The 14,566-nt window shown below is 62.0% G+C and carries 12 protein-coding genes; 9 read left to right on the top strand and 3 right to left on the bottom strand.

The window, feature by feature from the left end:
* Nucleotides 1-237 precede the first annotated feature (237 nt).
* Nucleotides 238-1,122, top strand: a complete 885-nt coding sequence (locus GSQ88_RS21830) for a GNAT family N-acetyltransferase (RefSeq protein WP_246784903.1) — start codon at nucleotides 238-240, stop codon at nucleotides 1,120-1,122.
* Nucleotides 1,123-1,155: 33 nt separating this feature from the next.
* On the opposite strand, the gene GSQ88_RS21825 is transcribed toward GSQ88_RS21830, so the two are convergent.
* Nucleotides 1,156-2,124 carry a Bug family tripartite tricarboxylate transporter substrate binding protein gene (locus GSQ88_RS21825; protein ID WP_159009815.1) on the bottom strand — a complete coding sequence of 323 codons (969 nt, stop codon included), beginning with the start codon at nucleotides 2,122-2,124 and terminating at the stop codon, nucleotides 1,156-1,158.
* A gap of 226 nt (nucleotides 2,125-2,350) precedes the next feature.
* On the opposite strand from GSQ88_RS21825, the gene GSQ88_RS21820 reads away from it, so the two are divergent.
* From GSQ88_RS21820 to GSQ88_RS21805, 4 genes are all read left to right on the top strand, one after another.
* On the top strand, nucleotides 2,351-2,899 hold the full coding sequence (locus GSQ88_RS21820; RefSeq protein WP_159009814.1) for a thiamine pyrophosphate-binding protein: 549 nt from the start codon (nucleotides 2,351-2,353) through the stop codon (nucleotides 2,897-2,899).
* Between the two features lie 8 nt (nucleotides 2,900-2,907).
* Nucleotides 2,908-3,522 (top strand): thiamine pyrophosphate-dependent enzyme, encoded by a 615-nt coding sequence (locus tag GSQ88_RS21815; RefSeq protein WP_159009813.1) that lies wholly within the window; start codon nucleotides 2,908-2,910, stop codon nucleotides 3,520-3,522.
* Between the two features lie 130 nt (nucleotides 3,523-3,652).
* Nucleotides 3,653-4,012 (top strand): VanZ family protein, encoded by a 360-nt coding sequence (locus GSQ88_RS21810; RefSeq protein WP_159009946.1) that lies wholly within the window; start codon nucleotides 3,653-3,655, stop codon nucleotides 4,010-4,012.
* A 100-nt stretch (nucleotides 4,013-4,112) separates the two neighbouring features.
* Nucleotides 4,113-4,865 (top strand): F0F1 ATP synthase subunit A, encoded by a 753-nt coding sequence (locus tag GSQ88_RS21805; RefSeq protein ID WP_159009812.1) that lies wholly within the window; start codon nucleotides 4,113-4,115, stop codon nucleotides 4,863-4,865.
* Nucleotides 4,866-4,901: 36 nt separating this feature from the next.
* Here GSQ88_RS21805 and nikR read toward each other — a convergent pair whose 3' ends face one another.
* Nucleotides 4,902-5,354 (bottom strand): nickel-responsive transcriptional regulator NikR, encoded by a 453-nt coding sequence (gene nikR / locus GSQ88_RS21800; RefSeq protein WP_159009811.1) that lies wholly within the window; start codon nucleotides 5,352-5,354, stop codon nucleotides 4,902-4,904.
* A 515-nt stretch (nucleotides 5,355-5,869) separates the two neighbouring features.
* Here nikR and GSQ88_RS21795 point away from each other — a divergent pair.
* Nucleotides 5,870-7,897 (top strand): TonB-dependent receptor, encoded by a 2,028-nt coding sequence (locus GSQ88_RS21795; protein ID WP_246784902.1) that lies wholly within the window; start codon nucleotides 5,870-5,872, stop codon nucleotides 7,895-7,897.
* Between the two features lie 262 nt (nucleotides 7,898-8,159).
* Here GSQ88_RS21795 and GSQ88_RS21790 read toward each other — a convergent pair whose 3' ends face one another.
* The gene (locus GSQ88_RS21790; RefSeq protein WP_159009809.1) at nucleotides 8,160-10,289 is read right to left on the bottom strand and encodes an acetate--CoA ligase family protein; all 2,130 of its coding nucleotides are present in this window, start codon (nucleotides 10,287-10,289) and stop codon (nucleotides 8,160-8,162) included.
* Between the two features lie 346 nt (nucleotides 10,290-10,635).
* On the opposite strand from GSQ88_RS21790, the gene GSQ88_RS21785 reads away from it, so the two are divergent.
* The 3 genes from GSQ88_RS21785 (at nucleotide 10,636) to frc (ending at nucleotide 14,532) form a co-directional block, all read left to right on the top strand.
* Entirely contained in the window at nucleotides 10,636-11,328 is a 693-nt protein-coding gene (locus tag GSQ88_RS21785; protein ID WP_502706760.1) for a GntR family transcriptional regulator, read from the top strand.
* Between the two features lie 97 nt (nucleotides 11,329-11,425).
* A complete protein-coding gene (gene oxc, locus GSQ88_RS21780; protein ID WP_159009807.1) occupies nucleotides 11,426-13,165 on the top strand; it encodes an oxalyl-CoA decarboxylase in 1,740 nt (579 codons plus the stop codon).
* Nucleotides 13,166-13,254: 89 nt separating this feature from the next.
* A complete protein-coding gene (gene frc, locus GSQ88_RS21775; RefSeq protein WP_159009806.1) occupies nucleotides 13,255-14,532 on the top strand; it encodes a formyl-CoA transferase in 1,278 nt (425 codons plus the stop codon).
* The last annotated feature ends 34 nt before the right edge of the window (nucleotides 14,533-14,566 follow it).

Here is a 14,566-nt window from a genome sequence, read left to right as displayed (position 1 = left end):
AGGCTGCATCGGCGCACGCATCCGAAACAGTTACCACCGATCGCTCCCGCGATGTCGTAAACGCGTATCCTCTCCAGCAAATTTTCTTTTGTAGCGATGCAACGCTTAAGCATATAGCGGCTAATATGCCGTCACACATCCTGCGATGCTTGTATGCGGCTATGCGTTGACTTAGCTTGGCCTCGCGCAAAACGAGATGATCCCATGACGCGACGCGGCGACCTGTGGTAATCTGACATGGCGGTCCTCGGAGCGATGCGCCCTGATTTGACGTCGCGACCCATTCGCGAGGAAGACCGCGAGCAAGTCGCCGATTGCCTGTTTCGCGGCTTTCCGTATAAGGGCAAAAAATACTGGGAGCTCGCGCTCGATCGCATGGCGTTGCGGCCGGCGGTGAGGGATTGTCCGAAATACGGCTACGCGCTGGACGATTCCGGAAAGATCGTCGGCGTCGTGCTTCAGCTGTTCACGCTCTATCGCATTGACGGCTTAGAGACCATCCGCTGCAATCTTTCGAGCTGGTGCGTCGATTCCGATTATCGCAGCTACGCGCTCCGAATGGTCGCGGCCGCCATCAAACGCAAGGATATCACCTACACCACGATCTCGCCGGTTCCGCGGACGCGGCGCGCGGCCGAAGGCATTGGATTTCGCCGCTACAGCAATGGCCAGATCGTATTTGCGCCCGCGCTCAGTCCGTCGCGAGCCGGCGGCGCGGTGCTCGAATATTCGCATACGCTGCCCGAAGCGGCTCTTCTGTCGGCAGACGAACGCCGCCTGCTCGAGGAACATGCAGGTCTCGGCTGCCGATCCCTGATCTGCGTGAAGGACGGCAAAGCGACGCCGTTCGTGTTCGTCGAACGCTGGATCCTGAAGGACCTCGTGCCATACTGGCAGCTGGTCTATTGCCATTCGATCGACGACCTCGCCGATTGGACCGGCTCGCTCGGGGGCTTTTTGCTGCGCGAGGGCGTGATGTTCTGCGTCGCGGATTCCAATGGCGCGGTCCCGGGCGTGATCGGGTGGTATCGTTCCGATTGGGCGCCAAGATATTTCAAGGGCCCGCTTGCGCCTCCCCTCAGCGATCTGTCGTTCACCGAACTGGTGGTGTTCGGCCCGTGACGGGGAGCCTATCGCAGCCCTCCGTCATCCCGATCATTCGGCCTTGATGCCGGCGGCTTTGATAATCGGGCCCCATTTGTCATAGTCGGCATGGATCTTGGCATCGAACGCTTCGGGCGAACCGCCGATCGGCGACGCACCGAGCTTGCCCAGGCGCTCCTTCACGGCGTCGGTATTCAACACGGCCACGAAATCACGCGAGAGCTTTGCCACGAGATCGGCAGGCATGTTGGCCGGACCGAGCAATCCCCACCACACTTCAGTGTCGTAGCCCGGCACCGCCTCCGACAGGCTCGGCACATCGGGCAGGAACGACGCCCGCGAAGCGGTGGTGACCGCCAGCGCGCGGACGGTGCCGGCCTGGATCTGTCCGACCGATTCCGGTCCGTTGTTGAATGACAGCGGAATCTGTCCGCCGAGGAGATCGTTGATCGCGGGCAAGCCGCCTTTATAGGGGATGCCGGCAATCTCGATTTTGGCGAGGTTCTTGAAAAGCTCACCGGCAAGATGCGTCGAGGTGCCGTTTCCGGAGTGGCCAAAGGACAGGCTTCCCGGTTTCGCCCTGGCCGCCGCGATCACATCGCCGACGGTCTTGAATGGGGAATCGGCGCGCACCAGCAGGATGTTCGGCGACGAAGCCAACAGCGAGATCGGCGTGAAATCCTTGAAGGTGTCGTAGGGCAGCTTTGGATAGAGAAACGGATTGGTCGGATGGCCGCTCGCGACCACGATGAGCGCGTAGCCATCCGGCGGCGAGGTCACCAGCGCCTGCGAGGCGATCACGCCGCCGGCGCCGGGCCGGTTTTCAATGACGACGGACTGGCCCCATTTTTGCGAGACCGCATCACCGAGCGTGCGGGCCAGGATGTCGACCGCGCCGCCGGCGGCATACGGCACGAAAATATGCACGGGCTTCGACGGAAACGGCGACTGTGCCCACGCGCTGCCGCCCGCGGCCAGCATCGCCAATGCCGCCGCCAACATCCGCAACCGCCAGGCCATGGTTTGCCTCCCGTTCTTGTTGCCCGTGTTATCGCACACCGGCAGGTCCAGGGCATCCCCAAGAACCTTAAAGACAGCCCTTAAAGCACCGCCACGAGCGCAGACCACGGGTACGCCTGGGCATGTTGACAATCCCAAGGATCGCGTCAAGTTTCGGCGCCTCGACACGACCGCATCTGGTCGTGTTGCGACAAGAACATCGGCGCAAAGCATGAGGGAGAATTCGATGGCGGCTGCCGAGGCACAAACCACGCCACAAGCCCCGGACAAGAGCTGGCATGGCATCGTGCTGGAAACGCTCAAGCGCAACGAGATCCGGCTGGTGCCCTACGTTCCCGACCGGGTGCTGACCAGCCTCATCAAGAACATCCATGCCGATCCGTTCTTCACGACGTTCCCGACCGCGCGGGAAGAAGAAGCGGTGGGCATCGTTTCCGGCGCCTGGATGGCCGGCATGCGCGGCGCGGTGTTGATGCAGACCAGCGGCTTCGCGACGCTGGCCAACGTGCTGGCCTCGCTCGCGGTCCCCTATCAGATTCCGCTGATCATGTTCGTGTCGGAGCGCGGGACTCTGGGAGAATTCAATTACGGACAGTCGCTGGTCTGCCGCACCATGCGGCCGGTGCTGGACTCGCTCGCGATGGAGCATCACACCGTAACCCGGCTCGACGAACTGGAATTCATCGTTGACCGCTCGATCAAGCAGGCCATCACCACCCAGGCGCCAGTGGCGCTGATCCTCTCGCCGCTGTTGACCGGCGGCAAAGTGCTGTGAGCGCCCCCATGAGCAAGCAAGCAAATACCTCCGCCCGCAACACCAAGATCATGAACCGGTTCGACCTCACCTCGCGGCTGGTCGCGAAGCTGAAGCACGAGGAGGCCGTAGTCGGCGGCATCGGCAACACCAATTTCGACCTCTGGGCCACCGGCCATCGCCCGCAGAATTTCTACATGCTGGGCAGCATGGGTCTCGCCTTCCCGATCGCGCTCGGCGTCGCGCTGGCGCAGCCGACGCGCCGCGTCTTCGCGCTCGAGGGCGACGGTTCGCTCCTGATGCAACTGGGCTGTCTGTCGACGATCGCGACGCTGGCGCCGAAGAACCTCTGCATGGTGGTGATGGACAACGGCGTCTACCAGATCACCGGCGCGCAGCCGATCCCGGGCTCCGCGACAGCCGATATCGTTGCCCTCGCCGTCGGCTCTGGCATCACCAACTCTAGCTGGGCCGCCGATGAAGAGGATTTCGAGCGCCTCATCGAGCAATCGCTGTCGGCTTCCGGACCGACCTTGATCGGCGTACGCATCGACGACAAGCCGGGAACCGGGCAAACCCGTCGCGACCCCGTGCAGCTCCGGGAAAGTTTTATGCGCGGCATGGGCATTCGCCAGGGGCTTTGATTATGGAGCCCTTTGATTACTGAGCGCCTTGATTATCGATCGGGCACAGGCCGGCCGCCATTAACCCTACGGCATCGGAAATTCACGGGAAGCCGACGCCGGCCGCAAATCGTGATATCCCGGCGCGATGATGACAATCGTCTTGAGAATATTCGCCTGGCTTTTGGCCGCCGCGGTCACGTTTGCGACCCTCGGGCCGGCCAGCTATCGGCCGCACTCGCATCTCGGCCAGGACGGCGAACATGCCTTTGCCTTCATTCTGATCGGGGTGGCGTTCGGCCTTGCCTATTCGCGGAACCGGCCGCGCACCGCGATGATCGCCGTGGTCATGATCGGTGTCATCGAACTGTTGCAACTCTGGGCGCCGGGGCGGCACGCACGGCTTGAGGATTTTGTGGTCGACGCCCTGACGGCCTGCGTCGGCCTCGTCATCGCCGCCGGACTCGATTGGGCCCTACAGCGGATGCGCGCGGCTACCAACGCCTCCTGAACTCCACCCTCTTGCATCGATCCAAACGCCAACCGCGGGTTGTTTTCCCGGAGTGTCCGTATAAGCTTGCCTTCGACGAAACCCGAAGTCCGAGAGACCAATGGCCGTCGACGCGATCGAACAATTCCAGATCACGAAACTGTTCACCATTGGTCATATTGGCGGACAGGAAATCGCATTCACCAATTCGTCGGCCTACATGTTCGGTTCGGTGGCCGTGATTTCGCTGCTGATGATCGCGGGCACTGGGGCAAGACGGCTTGTCCCCGGCCGCATCCAATCGCTGGCGGAAGTGACCTACGAATTCGTCGCCAGCATGATCCGGACCAATGCCGGCTCGGAAGGCATGAGGTTCTTCCCGCTGGTGTTCTCGCTGTTCACGTTCATTCTGGTCTCGAACGTGATCGGGATCATTCCCTACGCCTTCACGGTGTCGAGCCATCTCATCGTCACCGCGGCGATGGCGCTCCTGGTGTTCTTCATCGTGCTGATCTACGGCTTCTACAAAAACGGCCTGGGATTTCTCAGGGTGTTCGTGGTGTCCGGTGTTCCGCTCTACGTTCTCTTGGTGGTGGTGCCGATCGAAATCATTGCGTTCTTCATCAAGCCGATTTCGCATTCGGTGCGGCTTTTCGCCAACATGCTGGCAGGCCACATCGCGTTGAAAGTGTTTGCCAGCTTTATCGGTATGCTCGGCGCTTTCGGCTTGATCGGCTGGTTCGGCGCCGTCTTGCCGCTTAGCCTGGTCGTGGCGCTGACCGCGCTCGAATTGCTGGTCGCGTTCCTGCAGGCCTACGTGTTCGCCATCCTCACCTGCATCTACCTCAGCGAGGCGATCCATCCGGGCCATTGACGCCGGGGCGCGCTCACCGGATAGACCGCGCTTGAATCACGGATGCCGATGACGAGCCCCCTTTCGGGCGCTGCCGGCTTTCTTCTCGGTCTCGGTCGGGATCATCACGAGGCGGCCATACCGTACCCCGCGCTCGGCAATGATGTGATCGGCAAAATGCTGGACCTCGGCGCCGGTCCCCTTCAGCGCGGTTACTTCCATGCAATTGTCGTCGTCGAGGTGAACATGGAGCGTCGCCACCGAGAGGTCGTGGTGTCCGTGATAGTTCTCGACCAGGCGTCGCGATAAATCTCGTGCGGCGTGATCGTAGACATAAACCAGCGCGGCAACGCAGTTACCGGATTTTCCGGATTTTTGCGCAGCCTGCTGCATGCCGGCCCGGGTGAAATCGCGGATCGCTTCAGACCGGTTCTGATACCCCTGCGCGGCGATCATCTGATCCAGTTCATCCATCAGGTCGTCGTCGAGCGTAATGGTGATGCGCTGCATTGTTGGGCCTTTCGTCATACCAAGTATGATGAATTGTCATTGACATCATACTCGGAATACGGCTCCATCCGCCGATAAGAGTACGATGCGCGAAATGCTTACACCGCGGTTGTGAATCTGGCCACGACCATTGCGGGTTTCAGGCCTGATGCTTCGCCTCTTGACGGTACGGGGGCTGTGGCGTGTCGAACGGGTGGCGTGAGCTGGCGCCGATATCGAGTTTCATCCTAGCGCTTGCATCCGCGCAGATGCTCCGGGCACAATCGCTGCCGGAAGCCGCCAGTCCGGTGCCGGTCGCGATCGTCGCATCCTCGACAAATTCCGCGACGTTGCCGCCCGTCACCGTGGAGGCGTCTCCGCGCCACACGGCCAAGCCGCGGCGACCACACCAGCGCAACAGCCAAAATATTCGGCGATCTCTAAGGACACCGGCGACCGCGAATCGATCGTTTCAGCAGGCCGCCTCCCCGTCGGGCACGCCAAATGCCGGATCGGGCGCCGTTGGCCCGCCCAACATGGCGAGCCAGATGATTTTCACGGGTGAAGACGTCAACGCCCGTCCGGTCACCCGCCCGGGCGAAATATTGGAAGCTGTCCCCGGCCTCATCGTCACGCAGCACAGCGGCGAGGGCAAAGCCAATCAGTATTTTCTGCGTGGCTACAATCTCGATCACGGGACCGACATGGCGATCTCCGTCGATGACGTTCCGATCAATTTGCGCACCCATGCGCATGGGCAAGGCTATTCGGATTTGAACTGGCTGATGCCGGAGACCGTCAATACCATCGAGGTTCGAAAGGGGCCGTATTATGCCGACGAAGGCGACTTCGGCTCGGCGGGCAATCTTCACATCGGGCTGATCGACAGTGTCGACAAAAGCATGGCGTCGGTGACGTCAGGCAGCTTCGGCTATCAGCGCTTCTTCGGCATGGGCTCGACCAGGCTCGGCGACGGCACGCTGCTGCTGGCGGGTGAGGCCGGGACCTATAACGGGCCATGGGCCAATCCGGACGACATGCGCAAGATCAATAGTCTGTTGCGCTACACAGAGGGTACCGCGCAGGACGGCTTCTCCCTCACCGGCATGGCGTATTCGAACAAATGGAATTCGACCGATCAGGTACCGGAACGCGCCATTACCTCGGGCCAGATCGGGCTCTATGGCGAGGAAGACCCGACCGATGGCGGCAACACCAACCGCTTTGCGTTGTCCGCGCGTGTCGCCGGCACCGACGATGCCGGATCGTGGAAGGGCAATGTCTATGTGGTCAAAAGCGAACTCGATCTGTTCAACAATTTCACCTACTTCCTGACCAATCCGTCCCAAGGTGACCAGTTTCATCAGCACGACGACCGTGTCATGACCGGCCTCAACGCCTCACGAACGCTCAACGGATCGTTTGCCGGGCGGCCGATGGAAACCACTTTCGGCGTCCAGACCCGATATGACGACATTAGCCTGGCTCTGACCGACACCGTCCAACGCGCGTTCCTGTCGAATGTCCGCAGCGACAAGGTTGGCGAAGGCAGCGTCGGCGTTTACGCCGAAAACACCGTGCACTGGACCGACTGGTTCCGAACCACGGTTGGCGTGCGCGGCGATTATTACGACGCCAGCGTCTTTTCGATTTTCGACGGCAACAATTCCGGAAATGTTCAGGCCGCGATCGCCAGCCCGAAATTCACCATGGTGCTCGGCCCGTTCGACAAGACCGAATTTTTCTTCGGCGCCGGCGAAGGGATGCACAGCAATGACGCGCGCGGGGCGACCATTACCGAAGAGCCGACCGATCCGAGCACGAAGTTGTCGGCCTCGCCACTATTGGTGCGGACCAAAGGCATCGAGGTCGGTGTCCGCAGCAAACTCATCCGGGGACTGGACTCCTCGATCAGCCTGTTTGGCCTCGACCAGGACTCCGAGATCGTTTTCAACGGCGACGCGGGCGATACCTCCGCCAGCCGGCCGAGCCAACGCTACGGCATCGAATGGACCAACAAGTACCAGCCGCTGTCGTGGCTGGCGCTGGACGGCGATGTCGCGCTGTCGCACGCCCGGTTCGTCGGCTTCGACACCGAACAGGCTACACTCTACGATTCGCTGGCAGGGTTTCCGCAGGCGCAGATCGGCAACGCGCCCGGCAATTACATTCCCAACGCGCCGGCCGTCGTGGCGTCGGGCGGCATTACCATCGGTGAAAAGACCGGCTGGTTCGAAACCTTGCGCTGGCGCTATCTGGGTTCAAGCCCGCTCACCGAAGACAACGCCTTCCGCTCGCCGCCGACCAGCATCTTCAACGGCCGCATCGGCTATCGTTTTGAAAACGGCTGGCGCATCCAACTCGACGGGCTCAATCTGCTCAACAGCAAAGCCAACCAGATCACCTATGCTTACGGTTCCCTGATCAAGACCGACAGCCTTTATAGCCTCTGCTTCCCGGTGCAGACGGCGCCGACGGCGGTCTGCCAGAACGGCGTCATGGACTACGTGCTGCACCCGATCGAGCCGCTGGCGGTGAGGCTGACGCTTGTCGGCAGCTTTTAGCGCGAAGATTCCGAGGTTTGGATCATCTATCTCCGACGTCATCCTGAGGAGCGGCCGGTTGGCCGCGTCTCGAAGGATGTTGTTCAGCGCAGTACGTGTAGCCATCCTTCGAGGCTCGCAAGGGCTCGCACCTCAGGATGACGGCCGAGTGTGAACCGGTTGATGTTACGGAAGCCGAGTTGAATTCATGGGTAACGCCCTCATAAAAAATGCCGCCCGGCACACCGGACGGCATTTCGTTCAATGAGACGTTTCGGGCTTGTTACAGCAGCCCGGCGCCCCTCGCCCATTTGTATTTGGCGCCGAGCACTTCGACCGGCAGTTCGGTCGAGTAGGCATAGGACGGAATGCCGTTCTGGTAGAGATATTCGGCGGCCTCCTCGACCTCGACGTCGCCGGCGAGCGAGGCGACGATCGGCTTCACGAAGCCCTTGGCTTCCATTTCTTTCTTCACCTCGACCATGTTGCGGGCGAACACCATCGGTGGCGTGACGATGGTGTGCCAGTAGCCGAGGATCAGCGCATGGATGCGTTCATCCGACAGTCCGAGCTTGACGGTGTTGACATAGGTGATCGGTGGCTCGCCGCCGGTGATGTCGACCGGGTTGCCGGCCGCGCCGAACGGAGGGATGAATTTTCTGAAGGCAGCATCGAGGTCGGGTGGCATCGCCATCAACGACATACCGTTGTCGACCACCGAATCCGACAGCAGCACGCCCGATCCGCCGGCGCCGGTGATGATCAGGATGTTTTCCCCTTTTGGCGTCGGCAGCACCGGGACGCCGCGCGCAAACTCGAGCAATTGCCTCAAGGACCGCGCGCGGATCACGCCCGACTGCTTCAGCACATCCTCATAGATCTTGTCGTTGCCGGCGAGCGCGCCGGTGTGCGACGAGGCGGCCTTGGCGCCTGCGGACGTGCGGCCCGCTTTAAGCACCACCACCGGCTTTTTCTTGGAGACACGCTTGGCGGCTTGGGCGAAGGCGCGGCCGTCCTTCAGATCCTCGCAATGCTGCGCGATGATCGTGGTGTTCGGATCCTGCTCGAAGAACGCCAGCAGATCGTCCTCGTCGATGTCCGACTTGTTGCCGAGCCCGACGATGGCGGAAACGCCCATCTTGGCCGAACGCGAGAAGCCGATGATCGCCATGCCGATGCCGCCGGATTGCGACGACAGCGCCGCCGAGCCCTTGACGTCGTAGGCGGTGCAGAACGTGGCGCAGAGATTGGCCGGCGTATAATAGAAGCCGTAGATGTTCGGCCCCATCAGGCGGACATTGTACTTCTTGCCGATCTCGACGATCTCGGCCTGCAATTCCGGCGCGCCGGCTTCGGCAAAGCCCGACGGAATCAGCACCGCGCCCGGGATTTTCTTCTCGCCGCATTCGATCAGCGCACCCGCGACGAATTTCGCGGGGATCGCGAACACCGCGGTGTCGATCACGCCCGGCACGTCCTTGACGCTCTTGTAGGCCTTGTAGCCGAGGATCTCGGCGGCCTTGGGATGGATCGGGTAGATGTCGCCCTTGTAGCCGCCATTGATCAGGTTCTTCATCACCGAATTGCCGATCTTGCCGTCCTCGGTGGAGGCGCCGATCACGGCGACCGCCTTCGGCATCATGATGCGGTTCATCGCGGTGACGATTTCCTCGTTCGGCCGCGGCGCCGGGCGGGGCTTGTAATCGAAGTCGACGACAATGCGCACGTCGGCGGCGATCGCGTCAGACTTGGTGGCGAATACCGGGTTGAGATCGAGCTCGACGATCTCCTGAAAATCGGTCACGAGCTGCGAGACCTTGACGATAATGTCCGCCATCGCGTCGCGGTTGGCCGGGTCGCCGCCGCGCACGCCCTTGAGCATGTCATGGGCCTGGATGCCGTCGAGCATCGACAGCGCGTCTTCCTTGGTAGCCGGCGCGAGGCGGAAGGTGATGTCTTTTAGCACTTCGACCAGCACGCCACCGAGGCCGAAGGCGACGAGCTTGCCGAACGAACCGTCGGTGATCGAGCCGATGATCACTTCGGTGCCGCCCAGCAGCATCTGCTGGATCTGGATGCCTTCGATCTTGGCGTCGGCCTTATACTTCTTGGCGTTCGCCAGAATGGTCGCGTAATTCTTTTCGACGTCGGCGGCGGTTTTCACGCCGACCATCACGCCACCCGCCTCGGTCTTGTGCAGGATATCCGGCGAGACGATCTTCATCACCACCGGAAAACCCATGGCGGCCGCGATCTTGGCGGCTTCGTCGGCGGATTTAGCCACGCCCTCCTTCGGAACCGGGATGCCGTAGGCATCGCATACCAGCTTGCCTTCCGGCGCCGTCAGGCTGGTCCGCTTATCCGCCTTCACGGAATCGAGGATCTTGCGGACCGCATCTTTCGAATTCGACATTGGTTTCCTCCTTGAAGTCGTTTTTTGGTTCCCGGAACCGCCTGCGCGCCTTTGACCCACTCCGGGAAAAGCGTTTGGCGGCCACTCAATCCGTCTCCGGCGGCCGAACCCGCCACCCGCGCTGGACGGCGTCCGGATTGCGGCGATCTCGCCCTTATGGCATTTGGTATGCCAGAAATGAAGTTGTCAAGGCAAGCCATCCGCTGGAAATGCTGAAAATAACGTCGCCTTGACATCCTGGCATCTGGTATGCCAAAAATCTTCCAACGATTATTCTGGTAAAGGATGCTTCCCCCACAGGAGAATCATCGTGCCCGAACGGAAACAAACCAAGGCGCCGCCCACCATGGCCGAGGCAGAAATCTCAATTGTCCGGATCGCGCCGGAGACCAGCTTCAAGAACAAGGCTTATGAAGCCTTGAAGGAAGCCATCCTCAAGATGGATATTTACGCTGCGCCTGAACCCGTGATGCTCGACGAGCGCGCGCTGTCGGAACGCCTCGGCGTCAGCCGGACGCCTATTCGCGAAGCGATCGCGATGCTGGAGCAGGACGGCTTCGTCAAGACGGTGCCGCGCCGGGGCATCGTGGTGGTGCGCCGCACCAAGACCGAAATCGTCGACATGATCCGGGCCTGGGCCGCGCTCGAGAGCATGGCCGCACGCCTGATCACGACTACCGCGCGCAAGAAGGACATTTCCGCGCTGCGCGATTTCTTCAAGGATTTCGGCAAGGACCGCCTGCCGCAGGATCACGTCGAGGAATATTCCAAGGCCAACATCGCCTTTCACCAGGCGCTGATCTCACTCAGCGAATCGCCGGTGCTGGTTGACATGACCAACGACATCCTGCTGCACGTTCGCGGCTACCGGCAATTGACCATCGGAAGGGTCGACCGCACCGCGACCTCGCTGCCCGAGCATCTCGCCATCATCGAGGCGCTCGAAGAGCGCAATACCGAGCTTGCGGAAAAGCGCGCGCGCGACCACACGCTCGGCCTTGCCGCCTATGTCGAGGCGCACGGCCAGGAGCTTTTCTAGGGAGAGCTTTTCTAGCGAAAGCTGTCTTAGCCGAACGAAGGTTTTCACACTGGACGGTCCACCCGTCCACACCAAGAAACGATCAGGGAGAAGCGGAATGTCCGCGGCAGTACAGAGCATCGAACCCAAGACCACCGAACCCGAGCGGGAACTGACCGACGGCTTCCATCTCATCATCGACGCGCTCAAGCTCAACGACGTCAATACGATCTACGGCGTGCCGGGCATTCCGATCACCGATTTCGGCCGCATGGCGCAGGCAGCCGGCATCCGGGTGCTGTCGTTCCGTCATGAGCAGAACGCCGGCTACGCCGCCTCGATCGCGGGCTTCCTGACCAAGAAACCGGGCGTGTGCCTCACGGTATCGGCGCCGGGCTTCCTCAATGGCCTCACCGCCTTGGCCCACGCCACCACCAATTGCTTCCCGATGATCCTGATTTCGGGCTCGTCGGAGCGCGAGATCGTCGACCTGCAACAGGGCGACTACGAGGAGATGGACCAGCTTGCGATCGCAAAACCGCTCTGCAAGGCAGCGTTCCGCGTGCTGCACGCCGCCGACATCGGCATCGGAGTGGCGCGGGCGATCCGCGCCGCGGTGTCGGGCCGCCCGGGTGGCGTCTATCTCGATTTGCCGGCGAAACTTTTCGGCCAGGTGATGGACGCCGAGGCCGGCAGAAAGTCGCTGGTCAAGGTGATCGATGCCGCGCCGGCGCAGCTCCCCGCGCCGGATTCCGTCAAGCGCGCGCTCGATGTGCTCAAATCCGCCAAGAAGCCGCTGATCATTCTCGGCAAGGGCGCCGCCTACGCGCAGGCCGACGATGCGATCAAGTCGTTCGTCGAAAAGAGCGGCGTGCCGTTCCTCCCCATGAGCATGGGCAAGGGCCTGCTGCCTGACACGCATCCGCAGTGCGCGGGCGCAGCGCGCTCGACGGTACTGAAGGATTCCGACGTCGTGATGCTGATCGGCGCCCGCCTCAACTGGCTGTTGTCGCACGGCAAGGGCAAGACCTGGGGCGATGCGCCCAAGCGCTTCATCCAGATCGACATCGAGCCCAAGGAAATGGACTCCAACGTCGAGATCGTGGCGCCTGTCGTCGGCGACATCGGCAGCTGCGTCTCGGCGATGCTCGCCGCGATGGGCAACAACTGGCAAGCGGCGCCCGCCGACTGGATGAGCGCAGTCGCCAAGAAGCGCGAAGAGAACGTCGCCAAGATGGCGCCGCGCCTGATGAACAACAATTCGCCGATGGATTACCACGGCGCGCTCGGCGTCTTGCGCACCATCGTCAAGGAGCGGCCGGACGCGATGCTGGTCAACGAGGGCGCCAACACGCTCGACCTCGCGCGCGGCATCATCGACATCTACCAGCCGCGCAAGCGCATCGACGTCGGCACCTGGGGCATCATGGGCATCGGCATGGGCTACGCCATCGCCGCCGCGATCGAGACCGGCAAGCCGGTGTTGTGCGTCGAAGGCGACTCGGCGTTCGGCTTCTCCGGCATGGAGGTGGAAACGATCTGCCGCTACAATCTGCCGGTCTGCATCGTGATCTTCAACAATGACGGCATCTATCGCGGCACCGACGTCAACAGCGCCGGCAGCGATCCCGCGCCGACCGTATTCGTCAAGGGCGCGCGCTACGACAAGATGATCGAGGCTTTTGGTGGCACCGGCGTCAATGCGACGTCGCCGGACGAACTGAAGCGCGCCGTCAACGCGGCGATGGATTCAGGCAAGCCGACGCTGATCAACGCCGTGCTCGATCCCGCCGCCGGCAGCGAGTCGGGCCGCATCGGCAACCTCAATCCACAGAGCGTGCTGAGCAAGAAGAAATAGCTTCAACCCAATCCGGACGGGGCCGCGAACGCCCCTTCCCTTTTTCCCTCCTGCACATGCAGGACCAGATACGAGACGGAGTACAGAAGATGACAAAGGCGCTGAAGGGCGTGCGAATTCTCGATTTCACCCACGTCCAGTCGGGACCGACCTGCACGCAATTGCTGGCATGGTTCGGCGCCGACGTGATCAAGGTCGAGCGCCCCGGCGTCGGCGACATCACGCGTGGCCAGTTGCAGGACGTGCCGAATGTCGACAGCCTGTATTTCACCATGCTCAACCACAACAAGCGCTCGATCACGCTCGACACCAAGAACCCCAAGGGCAAGGAAGTGCTGACCGCGCTGATCAAGAGCTGCGACGTGCTGGTGGAGAATTTCGGCCCCGGCGTGCTCGATCGCATGGGATTTCCCTGGGAGAAGATCCACGCCATCAACCCGAAGATGATCGTGGCCTCGATCAAGGGTTTTGGTCCCGGCCCCTACGAAGACTGCAAGGTCTATGAGAACGTCGCCCAGTGCACCGGCGGCGCGGCGTCGACCACCGGCTTCCGTGATGGTCTGCCGCTGGTCACCGGCGCGCAGATCGGCGACAGCGGCACCGGCCTGCATCTGGCGCTCGGCATCGTCACCGCACTCTATCAGCGCACCATGACCGGCGAAGGCCAGAAGGTCACCGCGGCGATGCAGGACGGCGTGCTCAACCTTGCGCGGGTCAAACTGCGCGACCAGCAGCGCCTCGCGCATGGCCCGCTGAAGGAATACAGCCAGTTCGGCGAAGGCATTCCGTTCGGCGAAGCGGTGCCGCGCGCCGGCAACGATTCCGGCGGCGGCCAGCCCGGCCGCATCCTCAAATGCAAGGGCTGGGAGACCGATCCCAACGCCTACATCTATTTCATCACCCAGGCGCCGGTCTGGGAGAAGATCTGCGACGTCATCGGCGAACCCGGCTGGAAGACCCATCCGGATTACGCCAAGCCCGCCGCGCGCTTGCCGCGATTGAACGCGATCTTCGCGCGCATCGAGCAGTGGACGATGACGCAGACAAAATTCGAGGCGATGGATATCCTCAACAAGGACGACATCCCCTGCGGACCGATCCTGTCGATGAAGGAACTCGCCGAAGACCAGTCGCTGCGCGCGACCGGCACCGTGGTCGAGGTCGATCACCCGACCCGCGGCAAGTACATCTCGGTTGGCAACCCGATCAAGCTGTCGGACTCACCGACCGAAGTCACGCGCTCGCCGCTGCTCGGCGAACACACCGACGAGATCCTGCGCCAGGTGCTCGGCTTCAGCGACCATCAGGTCGCCGAGATCCACGATTCCGGCGCGCTCGATCCGCCACGCAAGCAGGCGGCGGAGTAACGACGGGCCCGCAACAGCGTCGCCCTCATGGTGA

It is taken from the genome of Bradyrhizobium sp. S69, assembly GCF_009766005.1.
Lineage (GTDB): Bacteria > Pseudomonadota > Alphaproteobacteria > Rhizobiales > Xanthobacteraceae > Bradyrhizobium.
Note: the sequence above shows the minus strand (reverse complement) of the source record. Positions and strands in the feature narration are given on the sequence as shown.